The organism is Aquisphaera insulae (assembly GCF_011064615.1).
GTDB lineage: Bacteria > Planctomycetota > Planctomycetia > Isosphaerales > Isosphaeraceae > Aquisphaera > Aquisphaera insulae.
Window position 1 is genome coordinate 1 of record NZ_JAALJH010000072.1, and the last position, 21,292, is coordinate 21,292.

Consider the following 21,292-nt stretch of genomic DNA (forward strand, 5'->3'; position numbering starts at 1 on the left):
TCGCTCCCAGCCCGGCGCAAGCCGAGGCTTGCCGACGGGCCTCGTTCCCGCGCAACAAATCCCGGACAAGACGCCCGGGTCGTCCGGGCCAACTTTTCATCGCGCCAGGACGAGGCTCCTCTGGACAAGCTTCTCCCCGCACCCGCGTGAAAGCTCCGGGGGTCTGGGAGCCGGCGTGGGGTCAGGTCCCGCGTCGGGGGGGATGGCACTCGTCGTGGAACGAGGGGCCGCTGAACCGGGCCTCGAAGGCGTGGAGCCCGAATTTCCGGGACAGGTCCTGGCAGACGCGGATGCCGCGGACGCTGTTCCCCTTCGGGTCCAGGAGGGGCGAATAGACGCCGATGCCCGCGACCCCGGGGACCACGGCGACGATCCCGCCGGAGACGCCGCTCTTGGCGGGCAGGCCGGTCCGATAGGCCCATTCGCCCGCGAAGTCGTACATCCCGCAGGAGAGCATGATGCTCAGAACGTCCTTGACGTACTGCGGCTCGAGCGCGGTCTCCCCGGTCAACGGGTTCTGGCCGCCGTTGGCCAGCGTCGCCCCCATGATCGCCAGGTCCCGGCAGGTGACCAGGATGGAGCATTGCTGGAAGTAAAGCTCCAGGGACTCCTCGAAGCGGTCGCCGACCATGCCGAAGTTGCGCATCAGGTGGGCGATCGCGCGGTTGCGATGGCCGGTGATCCGCTCGGAGAGGAAGACGGCGTTGTCGATGTGGATGTCGCGGCCGGTGAAGCGGCGGAACATCGCGAGCAGCCGCTTGAACCGCTCGCCGGCGTCCGCCCCCTCGATCAGGTCCGTGGTCGCGATCGCCCCGGCGTTGACCATCGGGTTGAAGGGCCGGTTCGTCGCCTCGTCGAGGACGATGGAGTTGAACGCCTCGCCGGTGGGCTCGACGCCGACCCTCCGGAGGACCTGGTCGCGGCCGTGATCCTGGATCGCCATGCCGAAGACGAACGGCTTGGAGATCGACTGGATGCTGAAGGGGCGGCCGGAGTCGCCGATCTCGAAGACCAGGCCGTCCGCGGTGGCCACGCTGATCCCGAACCACGAGGGGTCGGCCAGGGCCAGCTCGGGGATGTAGGTCGCGACCGCGCCGTCGAACAGGCCCGCATAGCTGCGGTGCAGCTCCTGGAGGGTTCTCCGGAAGGGGGCCGCGGCGGCCCGCATCTTGCCGATCAGGGGGTCGATCGCATCGGGGTCGGACTCGGCGTGCATGATGGACCCGCTCCTCTCTTCACATCCGGCCGCGGTGCGGCCGTATCTTCCCTCGAATCTGGACTCGGCCGCGGGATTTCGGTTCGTCTCGGCATGGCTCGCGCGGACAGCGGGATCGGTCAGCCCAGCATGCGGGCGGCGACCTGGGCCAGCCCCTGGGTGATCGAGTGGGTCGGGTGGCGGACGGCGAAGATGCTCTCGCTGGCCAGTCGTGCCATGTCGGCGTCCAGGGGGAGCATCCCGATGACCGGAGCCCTGAACGCCGACTCGGCCTGGACCCGGAGCCGATCCCAGTCGACGCCCGGGGGCACCTTGTTGATCAGGAGCTGGAGCGAGGCGACGTCGAGCTGCCTGGCCAGCTCGACCGTGACCGCGGTCCCCTGGAAGTCCTGGTTGTCCGGCCGCATGATCAGGAGCACGAAGTCGGCGATGGCGATCGAGAGCAGCGTCTCCTCGTTCACCCCCGGATGGGTGTCGATGAGGAGGAGATCCAAGTCCAGGGTGGCGATCAGCTCCCGGAGCCCATCGGTGAGCAGCCCGATGTCATATCCCTCGCGGAGGATCCTCGAGATCTCGCCGGGCTTGACGCTCGAGGGGATCAGGAAGATCCGCGTCCGGGGCTGGGCCAGGGCCACCTCGCCGAGCGCGGCGGTGACGTCGTGGGCCGCGTCACCCACCTTGCACCGCCCCCAGAGATAGTCGTTGAGCGAGTGCCTGACCTGATTCACGTTGAGCCCGAAGATCACGTGGATCCCGGGCGAATGGATGTCGGTGTCGATGACGCCGATCCGCTTCCCCGCCCCGGCCAGGAGCGCGGCGAGGCTCGCCGTGACGTTCGATTTCCCCGTGCCGCCACGGAACGAGTGGATCGCGATGATCTTCCCCATTCGCAGACTCCTCGCCCCAGATCGTCCTGTCCCGTCCCGTACTCAATCGCCGCCGCCGCGCCCCGCCGGGCTTCACCTCGCCCGGCCCGGAGGGCCCGCGGGGCCATCCGTCCCCGACGATCCCAGGATCGGGAGCTCCCGCGTCGTCGTCTCGTGCACCGACCGCCGCAACCGGCCCAACTCGGCCTTCAGCTTCTTGAAGTAGGGATCGCCGATGATCTCGTCGACCTCCTGCATCATCCGCCCCTCGTCCAGCTTCATCGACGCGGCTCCGGGGGCCTCGTGCGCGAGGGTCGTCGCATTCGCCTCGCCGACCGCCGCGTCGGAGAACTTCACGTACGGGCCCGCCGGTCCGAGCCGGAAGATCAGGCCGTCGAGCAGCTTCAGGGTCCGGAACTTCCGCGAGCTGCAGAGGATCCCCTGTTCGGATATCGAGGTCACATACCAATCACCCGAATCGAAGTGAATATACGCATGGGCCCTCGAGACATAGGGAGTCGACAGCACGACGTCGTTGTCCCAGGACCGGCCGATCCGCACCAGATGCCCCTGTTCGAACGCCCAGTATTGCAAGGGATGCGATTGCGGCGACTCCAGGAGGTACAGCGCGATGTGTTGGTTCATGCGTTCGAACTCTCACCCGCGACCCCGATTCGGCCAGGCGGCCCCGTCTGCCGCGCAGACCATCCTCCACGCCGGCATCGAGCCTGAGAATCGATCTGCGATACCACGCCGGTGCCTCGATCCGTGCAGTGGGTGCGCGAGCCTTGGGCGGCGAGAGCCTCCGCCTTCGCTGGAGGCCGCGATTCTCCCCGACGAGAATGACCTGGACGGCCGGAATTTGCAACTGGTATGCCAGCATCAATCGACCGCCCCGGGGGAGCCTGGGCCTGGTCGGACCCCGGTCCGTCTACACCCCCTGCGGATCGCGGGTCGAGGCGGTCGTCACCTTCGCCCCGGGGATCTCCGGTGGCGGCGGGGGCTCTCGCCGCGACCAGCGGCCGGCGAGGACGCCGCAGACGACCAGTTGGAGCGGGTGGTAGATCATGATCGGCAGCAGGATCAGGCCGAGGTCGGGGTTGAGCCCGAAGATCAGCGACGCCATCGGCACCCCCGAGGCCATCGTCTTCTTCGACCCGCAGAAGACCGCGGCGATCCGGTCCGCCTCGTCGAAGCGGAGCAGCCGGCAGGTGGCGGAGGTGGCCGTCAGGGCGATCGCCAGCAGCACCCCCGCCCCGGCAAGCGTGCCGAGGATCTCGCCCCAGCCTTGCTCGGTCCAGACGCCGCGCATCATCGAGTCGCAGAACGACGTGTAGACCAGCAGCAGGACGGTGCCGCGATCCACCCGGTTGATCGCCGGCTTGTGCCGCGCGGCCCAGCCGCCGAACCAGGGCCGCACGAGCTGGCCGGCGATCAGCGGCAGGATCAGCCAGAGCACCAGGTCCAGGATGACTCCGCCCAGCGGGAGTCCGCCCCCTTCGGTCTCCAGGTAGCCCGAGATCCAGAGCGGCGTGACGACCACGCCCAGGAGCGACGAGAGCGTCGCGTTGAAGACGGCCGCCGCCACGTTGCCCCGGGCCGCGGCCGTCAGGGCGACCGATGAGGAGACCGTCGACGGCAGCGCGCAGAGGTAGAAGAACCCCAGCCGCAGCCCTTCCGGCATGTGGCCCCCGACCGCGGCCAGGAGCCCGATCCCGAGCAGCGGGAAGAGCAGGAACGTACACGCCTGGACGGTCGCGTGGAGCGGCCATCGCAGCGTCCCCGCCCGGAGCGCGGCGAACGGCAGCGCCAGGCCGTGGAGGAAGAACACGAGCGACACGCCGAGCTTGGTGAGCAGCTCCGGGTGCATCCAGCCCCCGTCCGCCCCCGGCTCCGGGAAGAGCCAGGCGAGCCCGACGGCCGCGGCCATGCCGACCAGGAACCAGTCGACGCGGCGGGCGACGGCCGAGGCGAATCGTGCGAATGTCATGGTCGATCCCGATCCTCCCGGCCCGCGATCCGGCCGACCATTCGACGCGACGGCGCCCCGCCGACGCCCCGCGACGTCTCGACCCGAGAGACCATCGTACGGCTGGAGACGCCGCGACGGGAATGTCGATGTTCTGAAACGAAGGGTCCGCAAGACGGACCGGGATGGCGAGTGCTCCGCGATGATGCGAGGGGGGCCGTGCACGACTACGACAGGAGCAGCAAGTGGCTGATCCAGCACCACGGCGGCGCCATCCTCCGGCTGGCCGGCGTGAGCGGCATCGTGCGATGGAAGGCCCTCCAGTCCGAGGTCGTCCAGCCCCGTGCCCTGCCCGACAGCCTGATCGCGGCGACCCTGGCCGGTGAAAGCGATCCCCGGATCTTCGTCCTGGAGATGGCGACGTATCCCGAGCCGCGGGTCGTCGAGCAGGCGATCCGCGACGCGGCCCTGGTCTACCTGGACCGCGGCGAGCTGCCCGAAGTCGTCGTCGTGGTCCTGAGCCCGAAGGGCCGCTACCGGGTGCCCCGCGAGGCGGAGGTCGTCAGCGGCTGGGGCCGGACGATCTGGAATCTCCGCTGGCATGTCGTCGAGCTCTGGACGATCCCGGCCGAGGACCTGCTAGCGGTGCCGGAGGTGGGCGCGGTTCCCTGGGCGTTGCTCGGACACATCGACGGTCCGCCCGAGCCGTTCTTCCGCCGCTGCCGCGAGCGGATCGATCTCGAGGCGCCAGCCGACGAGCACGAGAACCTGCTGGCGGTCTCGCAGATCCTGGCGCGGCTGCGATATGATGACGAGCGGCTCTTCCGGTTGCTTGGTGGAGAACAGGCCATGCTCGAGCTACCGTTCCTGGACAAGTTCAAGGAAAAATGGGTACGCGAGGCGACCCATGAGAACCAGGTCCGCAACATCGTGGATTTCCTGACGGCCCGGTTCGGCTCAAGGGCGTCCTCGCTCCGATCGAAGCTGGCCGCGATCGATGACGAGGCGAAGCTGAGCGAGCTCGTGAAGGTCGCGGCGGTTTGCGAGAGCCTCAAGGACTTCCGAACCCATCTCCCCACCCCTTCCGGTCCGGGCAAGAAATCCTGAGAGTGGTCGTCTCGGAAAGCGCCCGAGTTCACCTCGACGACCGCGGTGCCATGGCCAGACGTCCCGCCTCCGCCCTCTCGGGCCGAGCCGGGCGTCTCTCGCCGACGGGCCGACCGCTCAGCGGCCGGTGAAGCCCCGCCGCTCGGGGTTGCTCTGCGGGAGCCGGTAGACCGGCTTCTTGGGCTTGGCGGGCTTGGCGTTGGGATCCGGCGGGGCGACCGGAGTCGGACGGGTGCCCGTCTTGCCGTCGACGAGCTGCATGTCCCGCGGGCCGATCAGGGCGACGTCGCCGGTCTTCGGGTTCACCCGGAGGGCCTGGGCGCCGGCCGGCGAGAACGACTGGCCGGTGCCGTCCTGCTTGACGATGACGACCTGGCGGCCCTCCTCGCCGGTGGCGTAGATCAGGTCATTCTGCGAATCATACGTGATCTGGTCGGCCTGGATGGTCGAGTCCACGGTCCGGGCGTAGGCGTTCTCCCAGGCCTTGAGGAAGTTCCGGGCCGGGGCGTTGGCCGGCGAGCCCGGCGGAGGCGGCTCGGTGACGACCCGCATCGTCTGCGAGGTCAGGAAGTAGGCGTCGTCGGGGAGCCGGTCGAAGTCGAGCGGGATCAGCTCATTGCGGACCCTGGCCCGGGCGGCTTGGATGTCGCCGAAGAACTCGGCGTGACGGGTCGCCACCTGGTCGTCGGACTTGCCGGTGCCGAAGCGGCCCTTCATCTCCTTGGTGAACTCGATCTTGGTCAGGACCAGCGGGCTGACGGCGGCCTTGTCGTCCTGGGCGGGCTTCGCACCCTGGGCGGGCTTCGCGCCGGCGGCGGCGGCCCGGTTCGCCGGGGCGGGCCTGGCGCCGGGCTTGTCGCCGGCCGGGCGAACGGTGTGGCCGCCGGCGATCACGCCCCCGCCGGCGGGCGCGGGCTGGAAGGCGGACTTGTTCTCTCGCTCGTGGAGCAGGACGATCCCCTTGCCGGGCACCTGGAAGTCGCCGGTGCGGCGGTCGTAGAGGATCCGATCGCCGGAGATCTTCTGGCGGCTCAGGAGGATGGGCCGGTTCTCGTCCACCTTGCGGCTGACGGCGACGGCCTTGCCCTGCATGTCGATGAAGGCGAGGTCCGGCTTCGGCTGCTTCTCCGCGGCGTCGTCGCCCCCCTGCCCCGGCCCGCCGACCGCGTCCTGTCCGGCCGACTGCTTCAGCTTGCCGATCTCGGCCAGGGGGATGGGCTGGTCCGTGTACGTGGTCATGACGTCGTCGCAGCGGAGCTCTCCGTCTTCCATCAGGGCCCGCACGTCCTTGAAGAACCTGGCCCTCGCCGCCGGTCGGTTCTCGGCGTCGACGGTGCGGCCCTGGAAGAGCATCTTCTCGCCCCAGGTGATGATCAGCGGGACCTTGTCGGGGAGGACCTTGCCCGCCCGCATCCGGACCTTCGGCGGCGCCTGGGCCTTGTTCGCAGCCTCGCTGCCGTCGCCGGGCTCGCTCCGATCGGTGAGCATGCCGCGGTCGGTGAGCTGGATCAGCTTGCCCGCGCCGTAGACCCATGCCTCGTCGGTGACCTGGTTGACGCCGATGACGTTCCCCTCCACGGTCATGTCCTCGGTGATGACCAGGGCGCGGGGGCGGATGATCGCCTGGTCGCGGGCCTCCTTCGGGGTTCGCGGGTCCTCGTGGTAGAGGTTGAAGATGGCGCGGCCCGGGCCCTGGTTGCGGAGGATCAGGCACTCGCCGCGGGCGTCGGAGGCCTTCACCTTGCCCGGCGCCGGATCCTGGTGGAGGCGGACGCCGCCGAACATCCGGACGTCGCGGATCTCCTGGCCGGAGCCGGACCCGCCGGGGACGCCGATCCCGGACGTCGAGGCCGTGGTCGTGGCGGCCGCCGTGGCCGTGGACTTCGAGGCGTCCGCGGGGGCGTCGGGATCGAGCAGGACCTTGGCCTCGACGGTGTCGGCGATGGCGGTCATCGGGGGATCGGCGGGCTTGGCGGCATCCGCCTTCGGGGCGTCCTTGGCGGCGGGGTGGCCCGCGTCGGCGACGATCGTGTCCCGGGGCGCGGCGGAGCTCGGCGGCGCGGAGCCGCCCGACGGCGGCGGGGTCGTGCCCCGATCGTTGCGGATCGTCGGCCGGGTGAGCTCGTCGAAATCGACGTCGAGCCGCTTGCGGGCGGTGAGGAATCGGGACGGGGCGATCAGCCGGGCATTGCCGAGCGCGAGCAGGTGCTGGATCCGGAAGCCGGGGGACGACGCCGCGGCGGTCCCGCTCCCCTGCCCGGCCGCCCCGGCCGCATTCGGGGCCGCCGGCTTGGGGATCAGGCTGGCCACGATCGTGTCGGTCGCGTCGAGCGACGACTGCCGGAGCCGATCCTCGATGAAGGGTCGCCCCTTGACGATGATCTCGCGACGGGCGATCAGCTTGTCCGGTCCGAGCAGGTTCTTGATCTCCAGGCTGTCCTGCCAGCGCATGGTCCGCTCGGGGGGCGTATCCCCGACGACCACCTGCCCGGCTGCCGGGTACGGACGCGTCTCCAGGTAGCCGGGGCCGCGGGCGAAGAGGTTGGACGCCTCCATGCCGCCGGCCCCGTTGTCCCGGAGGGTGGCGTCCACCGCCCAGATCCGCGTGATCGACTGGGGCGTCCGCTTGACGCGGCCGTCCGCGGCCTTCGCGGTTTCCACGGCGTAGTCGATCTTCTCCACCTTCAGCCTGGAGGAGCCGGCGGCACCGGCTTCGGTCTTGCCGGGGCTGTCGCCGCGGAAGTAGGTCAGGCCCTCCTGGTCCGGTGCGGCGACCTTGTGGATCAGCTCGTTGCAGAGGATCTTCGCCCCCTGGGAGGGCAAATACAGCCAGACCGCGTGTCCGGTCGCCTTGACGCGTCGGAGCGTGAGGTCTCCGAAGACGCCGTCCTCGGTCCCGCCCCCGTCCTGCTGAGGGGCCGAGGCGGCGGGCGATCCGCCGGCCGGCTTCGCGGGCGGTGCTCCGGCGGCGGCCGCCTTCTCGGCCTGGACGAGGGTGAGGTCCAGGTTGTCCGAGTGCATCCGATCGGGCTCATCCGCGGGCTTGCCTCGGGTCACGGTGACGTTACGGCTGAAGTTGACGAGCGTGGGCCCCTGGGGCGACGGCGGGCCGACCTTCACCGCGGTGACCGGCCGGGGCATCTCCACCCGCATCGGCCCGTCGGAGCGGATGTCGAGCGGCGTGGGTTCCGCCGCGGGCCTGGCCGCCTTGCCGGCGGGGTCGACCTTGACCGTCGCCTCGATTTGGCCGGGTTCGCCCTTCTTGGCCTCGGGGGCGGCCGGCATGACGCCGGTCTTGCTGACGTCCGTGAAGCTGACGTGCGGGTTCTTGAAGAGCCAGGCGGTCTGCGGTCCGTCGAAGCCGGTGGAGCGGGCCGTCGCGTTCGCGGCCGGGATCTTGGGCCGCAGGAGGATCTTCAGGCCGCCGTCCGCGCCCCCTTCGCTGGTGACGCGGGTGTCCCGGTCCACGATCAGGACGTCGGACTGGCTGGTGACCTGGAGCTTGTCGTCGTCGTAGTCCACGTGCGTGAGCGGGCCGATGAGCAGGTCGTCGCCGAGGTCGCCGGGCGTGCCCCGGTCGTCGCGAATGAGGACGTTCCCCTCCAGCCGGGCGAACTTGACCACCATCGCCTCGGAGTCCGCCTTGTTGTTGAATCCCAGCGGCTGGTTGAGTTCCAGCCGGGCGTGATCGGCGAGCACCGTCTTGGTGCTCTTGCCGTCGGCGGCCTTGAGGATGATGGCCATCGGCGTCAGGTCGATCCGCTTGCCGTTGTACTTGACGCCATCCTCTTCCATGACGCGTTTGTAATGTTGGGAGAAGATCCAGAAGCCTCGGCCCGCATAATAGTAGCGAAGGCCCAGGTCGTCCGCGGTCGTCCAGTGGCCCGGCCCGAAGGCCTCGAGGGCCAACCGGATGGCCTCCTTCTGGGACTTCGACGCCTGGAGGACGAAGGGGACCTCCTTGATCTTGCGGGCGGCGGTGAGCCGGCCCGCGACCAGGTCGAAGGCGCGCGAATAGCCCGAATAGGCCACCAGGAGGATGGCGAACACCGTCGTCAGCTTGAAGAGTTTCTTGAGCACGTGACGGGTTCCAGGTCCGCGACGGCGGCCGCCGAGAGGCGGGGCGCCCACTGTTCATCCTGTGATTCCGGCCGGGGCCATCCCCGGTGATCGCTTCGGCCTACGTGGCTGGTGCCTCGTAATTTTCGCAAAGGTCGTGCCACAGCCCTTGCGCCTTGAGGATCGTCTCCACCACCTCCCGGACGGCGCCCCGGCCGCCGGGGACTGCCGTGACCACCTGGGCGGACTCGCGGACCTCGGCGATGGCGTCGGCCGGGCAGGCCGCCAGGCCGGCGGCCCTCAGGACCGGCAGGTCGATCAGGTCGTCCCCGACGTAGCAGACCTGGCGGGCCTCGAGGCCGAACCGATCGAGCAATTCCCGGAAGGCCCGGCCCTTGTCGGCCAGCCCCTGGGCAACATGACCAATCTTCAGCTCGATCGCCCGCCGCTCCACCACCCGCGCCGCCCTCCCGGAGAGGATCGCCGACCGCTTGCCCGCGCGGTGCCAGAGCGCGAAGCCCAGGCCGTCGCGGACGTGGAAATGCTTGGATTCGATCCCGTCGTCGTCGATCGCGATGACGCCGTCGGTGAGGACGCCATCGACGTCGACCGCCAGGAGGTCGATGCTCGCGCAGCGGTCGGCCAGCTCGGCCGGGGACGCCTGGGCCATGCGGTCACTCCTCGAAGTCGGCCGGGACCAGGCCGATCAGGTCGGTGACGTCGATCAGGCCGACGAGGTGATTGCCCCGGTCCACGACCGGCAGCTCGCTGATCTTGTGCGACTGCATCAGCTCGACGGCCTCGCTCAGCATGGCGCCGACGCGGACCCGCTTGGGGTCGACCGTCATGATCTCCGCGATCGGCCGGTCGAGGACGGCCTCCCGCCGCTTCTCGAAGATCCGGGCGAGGTCGCTGTCGGTGAAGATGCCCAGCAGGTGGCCCTCCTCGTCCTCGATCAGGAGCGCCCCGGAGCGCCTCCGGGGGCCGGCCAGGCGGATGAAGACGTCGCGGGCGGTCTCCTCGGGCCGGGCCCGGCGGATCATCCGCCCGGTCCGCATGACGTCCTCGACCCGCGAGAGCTGCCGCCCGAGGCTGCCGCCGGGGTGGTAGACCGCGAAGTCCTCCGGGCTGAAGTCCCGCATCCGGCTGACCAGGAGCGCCAGGGCGTCTCCCACGGCCATGAGCGCCGTGCTGCTGGCGGACGGGGCCAGGCCCAGCGGGCAGGCCTCCTCGATCCGGCCGATCGCGACGCAGCAGTCCGACGCCTCGCCCAGCGAGCTGCTCGCCCGCTCCGTGATCGCCACCAGCGTTGCGCCCAGCTTCCGGACGGCGGGTAGGATTCGAAGCAGCTCCTCGGTCTCGCCGCTCTGCGAGAGCGCGATCACCACGTCGTCGGCGCGGATCCGCCCGAGGTCGCCGTGGATCGCCTCGCCCGGGTGGAGCGGATACGCCCGCGTGCCCGTCGAGGCCAGGGTCGCGGCCAGCTTCGTCCCGACGTGCCCGGCCTTCCCCATCCCCGTGACGATCACGTTCCCGGGGCATCGGTAGACCAGGCCCGCCGCCCGTGCGATCGACGGGCCGAGCCGTTCGCGGACCCGTTCCAGGGCCTCCGCCTCGATCCTCAGGACATTGCGAGCGAAGGCGACGCCCTCGGCTTCGGTCTCGAAGCCCAGCGTCGCGTCGGTGATCATCGCCATCGCGGGCCTCCCTGCCCTGATAGGCTGCCAAACGTACCGGCCCCCCCGACCGGAACCGCCGGCGCCGGGACCATAGCCCATCCCCCGGAAACCGTCAACGGAAACCCCATCCTCCACGACCCTCCCGACGACCCGGAGCCCGCCACCCCGCCACGATGTCTGACTGCTTCTATCGGCAGGTCCCTGTCCTGGGTTTGGAGGTATTGAGAAAACTGTGAGAGGCAGGGTGTTTTGCGACTATGAGCAAACGATTCGCTCTGGGGTGAATGTGCGGGCTATGGCTCGCCGATCAGGTCGAGATCGGCGACCCTCGCCGGGGTCGGCGCCGGGATGGCTCCCCTTGCCGACGCTCCAATCCTCGCAATCGCCGGAAAGGCGGTTACCTTTCCGGCCGTTTCGCATGATTACAGGTAGATCGCGATTCGTGAACGCAGCGGGCACGTGGCCGCGGCGGTCTTACCCTGCGCGCGGAATGGGTCCCCGGACGGCCGTTGCAGCGGGGCCGGGTCTCCCCTCAGGACCGACACATCTTCCAGGAGTCAGACAACATGAGGACGAGCGGAAGCGGGATCATGACCGTGGGTTCTCTCGCCGGCCATGTCGGGATGGCGGGGCGGATCCGGAGCCTCCTTGGGGGGGCCGGCCGCGGATGGATGCTCGGGGTCGCGTTGCTCCTCGGGCTGCCGGCGGCGGTCGTCCAGGCCGACCAGACCAGCTTCACGGTCGGCATCCAGGCCGATTTCGAGTTCAAGCTCCTGGGGAACACGATGCTGAACCCGGGGAAGGACGACACGCCGTTCATGGCGTTCCGCGCCATCGGCAACCTGACGTTCGATCTCGCCGCGTCGATCGACGATCCGTCGGCGACGACCGTGGCCTTCACGGACGTGAAGGGCGTGCTCCAGGGCGTCCCGCCGTCGCCGGGAAACACGCTCCCGTTCACGCTCAGCCCGAACCTCGAGTTCCTGGGCGGCGAGCTGACGAACATCCAGCGAGACGGCACGGGCCACGTGGTCTCCGCCGACGTCACCGACCTGGAGATGCGATGGTACATGACCAGCACCAACCCGGCCTTCCCGGTGACGCTCTACACGAAGGTGGGACTCCCCTTCGGCGCGACGAACGTTTCGGTCCCGTTCGCCTATGGGACCTTGCTCGCGGGCCCGGAGCCCTTCGACGGCTATCTCGCCCTGGGCGGCGACCCGGCCAATGACCCGCTGGTCGCGGTCGGCCGGAATCGGACGCTCACGGTCATCCCCGAGCCCTCGTCGCTCACGCTACTCGGCCTGGGACTGACGGGGGCCACCTTCTTCGCCAGGAGGCGGACGGGCCGCCACGCGCCCGCAGATCGGATTGGGCGCCGCCGCTGACCGGCGGGATACCGGGCCGGCGAGCCCCCGGGGGACATGCCGATGGGGGCTCGCCTTGCCTGGACTGAAGGGATGGCTCAGGTGATGTTGGACCAGAAGTCCGGGTCGAGGCTGATGATCACCACGGTCGAGCCGTCCGAGTAGACCATGGTGTTGCTGGGAGGCGTGGCGTACTCGGAGGGGAGATAGCCCTGCAACTCGGTGCTGGTCATGCCCGTGATCGTGACCAGGTACGTCGTATCCACGTCGATCTCGGTGGAGGTGAGGATCCAGGACGGACTCTCCGTCACCGAGATCGAGTCCTTGCCCAGGCCGCCATCGACGTCGGTGTGCGCGACCAGGTTCGCGTTGACGCTCACGAAGATACTGTCGTCTCCCTCACGGCCGTCGATCACGATCGACTTGACCTTGGATGCGTCGAAGACCGAGAGCGGGAACCCGCCGACCCCCTCGACCCAGATCGTGCCGAAGAGCTCGTCGACGTTGATCCTGTCGGCCTGCGAGGTCCCGTTGATCCTCAACACGCCCTGGTTGTCCAGAGTGACCGAGCCGTAGGCGATGTCGCTGCCGCTGGAGTACTCCACGCGGTCCTTGCCGGTGCCGCCGTCGACGCTCGTGATCGATTTCAGGTTCGACTCGACCCGCACCGTGTCGTCGCCCGCCATGCCCTTGATCGAGATCGCCTTCACTCGCTGGGCGTCGAACGTCCCGACCCCGCGGACCACGATCTGAGGGTTCAGCACGTCATCACTGCCGAATGGCGTCTGCTGCCGGTAGACCTCGATCGTGTCGCTCCCGGAGGTGCCCTTGACCGTGAGCGTCCCCGCCGCGTCGAGCGCGGCCGAGATGCCGGCGGCCAGCAGCAGGCGATCGTCGAGCCGATCCAGGCCGGGCCGGGCATGGCGCGTCGTCCTCGAGACGCGAGCGACCTGGCGTCGATCATCGTTCGGTCGATTGTTGATGCGTCCCAGGAGGCTGCGAAGGATCATCGGGCTCCCCTTTCAGGTCGTCTGCACCCGGACCCCGGGCGGATCTCCACGCGATCACCGCCGCGACGAGTCCTGCGTGATTGGCTCCCGTTCCCTTTACTGCCCGGCGCCGCGGAAACTTACACGGGATTTTCGCGGGACCGTTTCGCGATCGGGGCCGCGACGAGACCGGCCGATCTCAAGAGTGAGAATCCGCGCGTGGCCCTTGCCGCCGCGACCCGGTAGGATTGGAGACGTCGCATGTCCGGGCACGTCACCATCGACACTGGGAGGGCGAGGGCGATGAACACACGGGGTTCGCGTCGGGAGTTCCTGGGCGAGGTCGGTCGGGGGATGCTCGTCGCGAGCGTTGGGCTCGGCACGGCCGCGGAGCTGGGCCTTGCCGCCGCCCGTGGCGCGGAGGACGGCGGCGGGCCGATCAGCTTCGGCGGGCTCGAGCCGCTCGTCGGCCTGATGCAGGAGACGGAGGTCGGCAGGCTGGTGCCGATGCTCGTCGAGCGGCTTCGCGCCGGGACCGAGCTCAAGCAGCTCGTCGCCGCCGCGGCGCTGGCCAACGCGCGGACGTTCGGCGGCGAGGATTACGTCGGCTTCCACACCCTGATGGCCCTCGCTCCCGCCTATCACATGGCGAGGGAGCTGCCCGAGGGCGAGCGCGCCCTGCCGGTCCTGAAGGTCCTCTACCGCAACACGAACCGCATCCACGAGCACGGAGGGGGCTCCTCGGCGGTCCTGCACGAGGTCGCGCCGGGGACGCTCTCGAGCGGGCAGGACCAGGGGGAGGCGCTCCGCGAGGCCGTGCGTCGGAAGGACATGGACGGGGCGGAGAGGACCTTCGCCGCCATCGCGGCCGGTCCGCCCGACGACGCGTTCAACAGCCTGCTCGTCGCCGTCGAGGACGAGACCGAGGTCCACCGCGTGGTGCTCCCCTATCGCGCCTGGGAGCTGCTCGACGTGGTGGGCCGGGATCAGGCCCACACGATGCTCCGCCAGTCGGTCCGCTACTGCGTCAAGAGCGAGCGGAGCCGGAATCCGGCCGCCGGCGCCGACGAGCCGCGGAGCTTGCTGCCGCGGCTCTTCGACCGGCACAAGCTCCCGCGGTCGTCCCCCGGGACGACCAAGCCCGGCGACGCGTGGGTCGAGTCGATGTGCCGGACGATCTTCGAATCGAGCCCGTCCGCGGCCGCCGACGCCGTGGCCGCGGCGCTCGCCGAGGGGATCGACCCGGCGGACGTGGGCGAGGCGATCGCCCTGGCCGCCAATCAGCTCGTGCTCCGCGACGCGGGCCGCCCCGAGCGCTGGGCCGCGCCTGGCAAGCCGCCGGGGAGCGTCCACGGCGACTCCGTGGGCGTCCACGCCAGCGACGCGGTCAACGCCTGGCGGAACATGGGCCGGGCCGTCAACCCGAGGAACGCCGCCGCCTGCCTGATCCTGGCCGGCTACGAGGTCGCGCGTGACCGCCAGCAGGCCCGAGGCGCCGAGTTCCTGAAGTGGGCCCCGCGGCCGCTCGGCGAGTTCCTCGACGCGGTCAAGGTGACCGACCCGAAGGCGCTGCTCGCGGAGGCCGAGGCCGCGATCCGGGCGAACCAGCAGGAGATCGCGTCGGCCCTCGTGCACCGCTACGGCGCGCTCGGACACGACCCCGAGCCGGTCTTCGCGCTGATGCGGAAGTACGCGATCAGCGAGGACGGCGCCCTCCACGCCGAGAAGTACTACAACACGGTCCGCGAGGAATTCAGCTCGACGCGCCCGGCCTTCCGCTGGCGGCAGCTCGTCGCGCTGGCCCGAGTGACCGCCAGCGAGTGCGGCCGGCCCGCGCCCGGCGTCGCCCAGGCGAGGGAGCTGCTCAGGGTCTGAGCCGGCGGCCGGGCGGCGTGACGCCTTTCGCGGTTCATCGCGGCGGTCCTCCGGCCATCCGAGCCATGGGCAAGAATGCGGCCCTTCGATGGCCAGGTGGTCTCGACCTGGCGGAGCGTCGATGAGTCACGGCCGTCTCTCGGGTCGAACCCGATGCCCGGCCCATCGCGCGATGGGCCGGGCATGGGCGGCCGGCCGATCAGCTCGCGGCCGGGACGATCCGGTAGACGAGCATCGGCGCTCGCTTGCGGGTGATGGCGCCGGCGACCTCGCTCCGGAGGTGGCCGGCGGCCTTCGCCAGGTGGTCGTGGATCCGCCGCGGGTCCATCGGCGGGGTGTCCTCGGCCGGCTCGTCCAGGGCGACCGTCACCAGCAGCCTCGAGACGTCCGGCGCGGGCTCCACGTCGACGACGCGGAGGCCCTGCAGGAGCGGGTCGGCACACTCCGCCAGGATCTCGTCCAGGGTCTCCGCCACCTGGTGGCAGAGCTGCAGGGCCTTGCGCCCGGGGAGCTCGGCGCCGTCCGAGACGGGCGACGTCCGATTGTGTGAAGACGTATGGTGGTTCATGATTTTCTCACGAAGTTAGATGTCGTGCCAGGGGGCCGTTGGTCGCGGGCGTGCGGGCGCAGGCCCGCCGCGGCGGCCGGGCGCCCCGGATGGAGACCACCGCGGCCGGCCGGGTTGACGCCCAATCGAGCGGGAGAGCCTGGCACCGCGACGGGCCGGCGCACGGGAGCCGTCGCCGGACGTTCCGCATACGGATCCGCATCGCGATGCACGGCGTCGCCATGCATCGAATCGCGACGCGGCCTGACGCATTCGGATCAGTCGGGCACCGCCCGGCGCGGGCGGGGACCGGGGATCAGCCCCGGAACGTCCCAGGAACGGGGTTAAGGCTCGACGACTCGATCGGGTGGGGAGTACTCGTCATCGTCGGCCTCCTTCGCGATGCATGAGGATGTGGCACGCCCGGGGCGACGAGCGCCGCCGCGGGGCACGATTCATGCTGCTCCAATCATAGACGCGCGCCGGGCGGCGATCAACCCGGCCTTGCGTCCGGTTTGCGGGCCCGCAGGTCAGAGGTAGCCCAGGTTGGTCAACCGCTCCCGGATGCGAGCCTCGTCGTCGTCGCCGTAGGCCGCCGCGGGGACGGGCTCGGCCGGGGCCGCGGCCTCATCATCCTCGTCGATGATAGGGGCCGGGGCATGAGACGGGTCCAGGACCTCTTCCAGGACGCGACCGTCCATGTCCGCCGGGACGGGGACGCCCAGGAGGCGGAGGACCGTGGGGGCGATGTCCAGGAGGTCCGCACCGGCGGGCGCGGCGCCGGGTCGGAAGGCCGGCCCGTGGCCGATGAAGATCCCCTCCATCCGGTGGTCCCCCGTCGGGCCGAAGGCCGGCGAGATCACCTTGTTGGTGGTGAAGTCGTGGAGGCCGATCGTCCGGTACTTCCAGTCGCGGAGCACCACCGTCAGGTCCGGCGCGAGGTGGGCATGGGGGCCGTCGTAGAGCTCCTCGCTCTCGTAGACCCGCTCGACGAGCGGCTCGCCGGTCTCCGGATGGGGGATCTCCTTGAGCGCGGCAACGATCTCGCGCCGCAGCGCGGGGGCGTCCGACTTCGCGACGCAGCCCTTCGGCTGACGCCCTTCCAGGTTCAGGAAGATCTGGCCGAAGTTCCCCTGGGCGAAGGCCCGCGTCCGCGACCAGTCGATGTGGCGGCGGGACAGGAAGGCCGATTCGCCCAGGCGGTCGAGCGCATTGGACTGCTTGCCCCGGAACCGGCTGACCCGGAAGTTCGCCATCCCGAGCTTGCTCATCAGCGCGAAGATCCCGGCCGGCGTCACGCCCCGCCTGTAGAACCAGCGCTTCTGCCTGACGTAGAGGCTGTCTTCCAGCGCGATGAACCCGTTCTCGAGCAGCCAGACGTTGAAGTTGACGTACCACTCGATCGGGCCGAAGCCGTGGTCGCTCATGAGCAGGAGCGAGGCGTCCGGCGGCAGCGCCTCGCGGACCTTGCCGATGCCGCGGTCGAGCGTCTGCCAGAACGCCAGGAGCTTCGGCCGCAGGGCCTTCAGCTCGGCCTCGCGGCCGCGGGCGGCGCGATGCGCGGTGTCCCAGACGTGCCAGAGCTCATGGCCGAACCGATCGGTGGCCATGAGGTCGAAGAGGAAGAGGTCCCATTCGCACCGCCTCGCCAGGAACTCGACCGTCTTCAAGTGCTGGTCCAGGAACGCGGTGAGGTCGTCCAGGACGGCCGCCTCGTTGCCGCCCTCGTGGACGCTCGTGGACCACGCCCGATACGGGCCCACCGCCTCCTGGAGCTCGTCGAAGAGGGCCGGGTCGCTCGAGAAGTCGGGGGCATTCTCGGGGCTGAGGAAGTCCCCCAGGTAGAAGCCCGGGAAGTCCTTCGCCGGCCGGGGCGGATAGCTCATGGGGACGCCGCCGGCCACCGTCTTCTTGCCGTGCCGCGCGGCCGTCTCCCAGATCAATTCGGTCCGGATCGATCGCGACGAGTTCACCCGGACCTGCATCGGGTCGTGGCCGTAGTCGAGGAACTCGTAGACCCCATGCTTCCCCGAGTTCCGGCCGGTCATCACCCCCGTCCAGGCGACCGGGCTGAGCGGCGGGAAGACCGAGCCCAGGATCCCCGCCGGCCCCTCCGCCCGCATCGCGGCCAGGTTCGGCAAGATCCCCTCGTCCATGAGCGGGCCGAGGATGTCCCAGGTCGCCCCGTCCAGCCCAAGCACCATCACCTTCATCGAAGATCAACCCTTTCGCCGCCGTCCCTGGATCCGGCCGACATGTCCCTCTGATTCTCGCCCCATCCTAGCCGATCCCGCCATTTTCCCGCGACCGCAAGTCCCCTCGAGAATCCGAACACACCAGCATACCCGAAGGATCTCCGTCGCGCATCCGCCGCAACAGTCGGCCGTCGTCTCACTCCCAGGAATCCCGGGTGCAATCCCTATACCGCGAGGATTCTCCAGATTCCCTCGGGCCCAGAGTCATTCGAAATTGCTTGGAGTCTTGCTGTGATTGCTCGATCTTTCGGCAAAATCGGATTTCGCTCAAGAAACCGACAGGCATGCCACACAAATGAGCCAGAACTGGGGTCTGGGCGTCTTCTGTAGAGCGTATCGAAAAATCTCCGCGTTTCTTAATCTCTTTGAGAATAAGATCTTACTGTCATTGATAATGCCCCTGTGGGGCCAGTTCTCGAGAGTGGCACCGCGTGTGCTTTAGGAGGATTCCGTCGAGGTGAGAGACGAAGATGAGAGTAAGGGGAAACCCACTAGCTTAAATTTTCGGCTTATGTTGCCTCAAAAGGGATCACGAGCAAGCGTCGTTCTCCCTGGCTGTGCCCGGGCCCCTCGGGGGGGCCCGGGCTTTTTTTTGCGCGCCGTGATTGATTGGCGACCCTCTTGCCTGTGCGGCCACCATTCCCATAGATTGCCGCCCATCACCGACGCCCACCTCGCCAATCTGGGGCGCGATGAGCTGGTGGCCCTGATCCTCAAGCAGGCCGCGGCGATCGAGGCGCTTCGCGCCGAGGTCGAATCCCTGAAGCGATCCGGCAAGCGGCAGGCCGCCCCGTTGTCCAAAGGGGGCGCGCGTCAAGGACCCCAAACGGCCGCAAGCCCGGTCAGGGGATGTTGAAGACTCGCGAGGCCCCGGCACCGGGCCAGCTCAAGAACGAGACTTCCGAGAAGATCGGCATCAAAAGCAAGCGCCTCGCCGCCGCTTGCAAGAGTTGCAATGGGGTTCTGGTCGCAGTTACGCCCATGGCCCCGCCCCCACCGGGGCATCTCCCTGTGGTGCCTCCCGTTGTGCTGGGCATTCTTCGAGTTCGTTCAGGACGTCCGGGCTCGCGGGAAGAGGCGGAGGGGGCCAAGATCGGCCAGCTATTGGCCCCCCCGGGATTCCATCTTGAGCCTCGAGGTTCTCCGCGCGATGTTGGACGGCAAGGCCAGGGCCGCGCAGGTTGCCGGACCACGACTCGCACACTTACGGACGTCGGCGTCGCACGGCGAAGGAGCCGAGGAAGACCGCCCCGATCGATGCGGAAACGAGGGCCGAGGGCTCGGGGATGGCCAGGGCCACCCCGGTCACACCCATCGAGAAATCGGCCGGGTAGCCCACGTAATTCTGGGCGGGGTCGAAGTAGATCGAGTCGAACGTGCTAGTCAGGTACGAGTTGTCATCGTCTCCGGGAGGGGCACCGATCGAGTTCGCGCCGCTCGTCGTCGTGATGAAGGAGACGGGATTATCCTCAACGACGGGCGCCACGGTCAGCCAGTAAGTCCCCGAGGTCAGGCTGATGCCCAGGCCCGTCACCGAAACCAGGTATTCATCCAGGCCGAAGCCGCTCCGTCCGGTCGCTGCGAGCGTGGCGTCGTTGGTGCCGGAAGCAATCAAGGTGCCGCCGTCCCCAGAGCTTACGCCCGAACGGATCTCCCAGTAGGCGGACGTCGATGTCGTCGTCGTCATCAGGTTATTGGAGAAGACCCCCTGGATCAGCCAGGTCTGCCCGACGGGGATGATGAAATCCTCGTAGACCAGAGAATACAGAGAGGAGCTGTACAGTCCATTGTTGAGCGCATTGGATTCATTGAAATCTCCATTGTACCACAGGATCGAGTCGGCGTGAGTGGACCTCACGGTAGCCGACACGCCAGCGAGCGCAACAGCGACCACGAGGAACCTTCGAATTGCGGCGCGCAACGACAGCATCATGAGAAACTCCAGGAGCCTGCAGGGATTGGATGAGCACGGCGCAACGACCGACCTGCGTCGGCGGGAGTCGATCCCCGGACTTTCGGATTCAGGAATTTGGGGCTCGCCTTCGCCCTCGGCAGGTCTTCAAGCTCATGCGTCGAGTCGTCGAAACGCACGAAGAACCGCGATAGGTATAAAAGGTAGGTTGGGCTGCATGGCATGGTCAATACGATTCTGCTGGCTTGAGCTGAGCGTTGAAAATGAGAGACCGCTGATGACTTGGTTATCTGTAGTTCCAGAAATGTGGACGAGATACATCACGGAGTGATGCGCATTTGAATCAGTGTGTTTACCATTCTGATCGGCTCCTGAAGAATCTCATCCCGATAGGTCACAACGGTCGAGCTGGCGCGTTGCCTCTTCCCGATCCGGACCTTGCTGCCCGGCATCGAATGACGCAAGTCACAGTAGTACTCGTGTTTTCGAAGTGGAGTGTCGGCGGACGGGGGCTGTTGCATTCGGCCGAGCCCGGGGTTGACAATTCAGGCATGGGCTGGATAGCACTTCGATTCCGTGCAAGGCCCACCAACCCTGCGCGTTACGCCTCTGCGGTCGCCACGGTCGCACCACCGGAACGTAATTGAATGGCGCCCGGGCGGCTTCAGGCCGTCTGGGGGGTGGCGGGATGGACGAGGCGGACGATGGCGTCGAGCAGGGCGGGGCTGGCGCGATGAAAGGTTGGTATTGACTGCCCCACACCCGGGATGCGGACGTGACGGTTTCTGTTGCGCCTGACGCGGCCCGCGATGCCGCTGGGAGCCAGGCCGCGGCGCGATCGCCAGCCGGCGCCTGGCTCGGCAGGAGCCGGCTGAGGCATGCCGACAGGCCTCGTTCCCGCGCAACAAATCCTGGACAAGACACCCGGGTCGTCCAGGCCAACTCCTCATCGCGCCGGGCGGGGCCGGCGAGGGTCCGCGCCAGGCTGGTGATGACGCTCGTCCGGGCCTCGAAGGCCCGCGTGTCGGTGGCGGCCTTCGTGCGGTGCGATACCTTCCGCGCGATCACCGCCGGCCGCAAGGCCCGCTCGGCGCGGTCGTTCGTCGGCTCGATCGACGGACCGTCCAGGAACCGCTGCAGCGACCCCTCGGCGTGGTATCGGCCCAGCCCGACGAGCAATCGTTGATTGCCGGGGGCGGTCAAGTCCCGATCCCTCGGGTGCCAGCCGGAACCGTCGACTTCGTACACCCTGGCCAGGCCTCGGGATGCGACAATCCCGAAGGTCGACCATGGCGGGCCGCTGGCTCACCGCGGGTCAGAGACGCCGAGCGCAGCGGCGATCCGCCGCGGAGGCCATCCCTGGCGCCTCAACTCAACTCCACCGCCCGGATCCGCCGCCATCGGCCCGCGCCGGGCCGATGGGCGCGAAAGGTCGGGGTATCGGACATCGA

15 protein-coding genes are annotated in these 21,292 nt (G+C 68.9%); 3 read left to right on the forward strand and 12 right to left on the reverse strand.

The window, feature by feature from the left end:
* Positions 1-181: 181 nt before the first annotated feature.
* The 4 genes from glsA to G6O54_RS27635 all read right to left on the reverse strand — a co-directional run bounded on the left by glsA (position 182) and on the right by G6O54_RS27635 (position 4,072).
* Positions 182-1,216: a glutaminase A gene (glsA, locus tag G6O54_RS27620; RefSeq protein WP_205679061.1), complete on the reverse strand. Its 1,035-nt coding sequence runs from the start codon at positions 1,214-1,216 to the stop codon at positions 182-184.
* Between the two features lie 119 nt (positions 1,217-1,335).
* The gene (locus G6O54_RS27625) at positions 1,336-2,103 is read right to left on the reverse strand and encodes a MinD/ParA family ATP-binding protein (protein WP_165230698.1); all 768 of its coding nucleotides are present in this window, start codon (positions 2,101-2,103) and stop codon (positions 1,336-1,338) included.
* 72 nt (positions 2,104-2,175) lie between these two features.
* Positions 2,176-2,727: an FHA domain-containing protein gene (locus tag G6O54_RS27630; protein ID WP_165230701.1), complete on the reverse strand. Its 552-nt coding sequence runs from the start codon at positions 2,725-2,727 to the stop codon at positions 2,176-2,178.
* Positions 2,728-3,013: 286 nt separating this feature from the next.
* Positions 3,014-4,072, reverse strand: coding sequence for a bile acid:sodium symporter family protein (locus G6O54_RS27635; RefSeq protein WP_165230704.1), 1,059 nt, complete (start codon positions 4,070-4,072; stop codon positions 3,014-3,016).
* A gap of 198 nt (positions 4,073-4,270) precedes the next feature.
* Here G6O54_RS27635 and G6O54_RS27640 point away from each other — a divergent pair, with 198 nt between their 5' ends.
* Positions 4,271-5,158: a hypothetical protein gene (locus tag G6O54_RS27640; protein WP_165230707.1), complete on the forward strand. Its 888-nt coding sequence runs from the start codon at positions 4,271-4,273 to the stop codon at positions 5,156-5,158.
* 117 nt (positions 5,159-5,275) lie between these two features.
* On the opposite strand, the gene G6O54_RS38575 is transcribed toward G6O54_RS27640, so the two are convergent.
* The 3 genes from G6O54_RS38575 to G6O54_RS27655 all read right to left on the reverse strand — a co-directional run bounded on the left by G6O54_RS38575 (position 5,276) and on the right by G6O54_RS27655 (position 10,914).
* Entirely contained in the window at positions 5,276-9,238 is a 3,963-nt protein-coding gene (locus G6O54_RS38575) for a hypothetical protein (protein WP_165230710.1), read from the reverse strand.
* A 100-nt stretch (positions 9,239-9,338) separates the two neighbouring features.
* Positions 9,339-9,887, reverse strand: coding sequence for a KdsC family phosphatase (locus G6O54_RS27650; protein WP_165230713.1), 549 nt, complete (start codon positions 9,885-9,887; stop codon positions 9,339-9,341).
* A 4-nt stretch (positions 9,888-9,891) separates the two neighbouring features.
* Complete coding sequence (locus G6O54_RS27655; RefSeq protein WP_165230716.1) at positions 9,892-10,914, reverse strand: KpsF/GutQ family sugar-phosphate isomerase; 1,023 nt, start codon at positions 10,912-10,914, stop codon at positions 9,892-9,894.
* Positions 10,915-11,462: 548 nt separating this feature from the next.
* Here G6O54_RS27655 and G6O54_RS27660 point away from each other — a divergent pair.
* Positions 11,463-12,284 carry a PEP-CTERM sorting domain-containing protein gene (locus G6O54_RS27660; protein ID WP_165230719.1) on the forward strand — a complete coding sequence of 274 codons (822 nt, stop codon included), beginning with the start codon at positions 11,463-11,465 and terminating at the stop codon, positions 12,282-12,284.
* Positions 12,285-12,361: 77 nt separating this feature from the next.
* Here G6O54_RS27660 and G6O54_RS27665 read toward each other — a convergent pair whose 3' ends face one another.
* On the reverse strand, positions 12,362-13,273 hold the full coding sequence (locus tag G6O54_RS27665; protein ID WP_165230722.1) for a hypothetical protein: 912 nt from the start codon (positions 13,271-13,273) through the stop codon (positions 12,362-12,364).
* 282 nt (positions 13,274-13,555) lie between these two features.
* Here G6O54_RS27665 and G6O54_RS27670 point away from each other — a divergent pair, with 282 nt between their 5' ends.
* Positions 13,556-15,127 (forward strand): hypothetical protein, encoded by a 1,572-nt coding sequence (locus tag G6O54_RS27670; protein WP_165230725.1) that lies wholly within the window; start codon positions 13,556-13,558, stop codon positions 15,125-15,127.
* A gap of 199 nt (positions 15,128-15,326) precedes the next feature.
* On the opposite strand, the gene G6O54_RS27675 is transcribed toward G6O54_RS27670, so the two are convergent.
* From G6O54_RS27675 to G6O54_RS39100, 4 genes are all read right to left on the reverse strand, one after another.
* The gene (locus G6O54_RS27675; RefSeq protein WP_165230728.1) at positions 15,327-15,695 is read right to left on the reverse strand and encodes a ribosome-binding factor A; all 369 of its coding nucleotides are present in this window, start codon (positions 15,693-15,695) and stop codon (positions 15,327-15,329) included.
* A gap of 509 nt (positions 15,696-16,204) precedes the next feature.
* A complete protein-coding gene (locus G6O54_RS27680) occupies positions 16,205-17,878 on the reverse strand; it encodes an alkaline phosphatase family protein (protein WP_250847122.1) in 1,674 nt (557 codons plus the stop codon).
* 1,255 nt (positions 17,879-19,133) lie between these two features.
* Positions 19,134-19,862: a hypothetical protein gene (locus tag G6O54_RS27685; protein WP_165230734.1), complete on the reverse strand. Its 729-nt coding sequence runs from the start codon at positions 19,860-19,862 to the stop codon at positions 19,134-19,136.
* 444 nt (positions 19,863-20,306) lie between these two features.
* The gene (locus tag G6O54_RS39100) at positions 20,307-21,089 is read right to left on the reverse strand and encodes an IS66 family transposase (RefSeq protein WP_165230737.1); all 783 of its coding nucleotides are present in this window, start codon (positions 21,087-21,089) and stop codon (positions 20,307-20,309) included.
* Between the last annotated feature and the right edge of the window lie 203 nt (positions 21,090-21,292).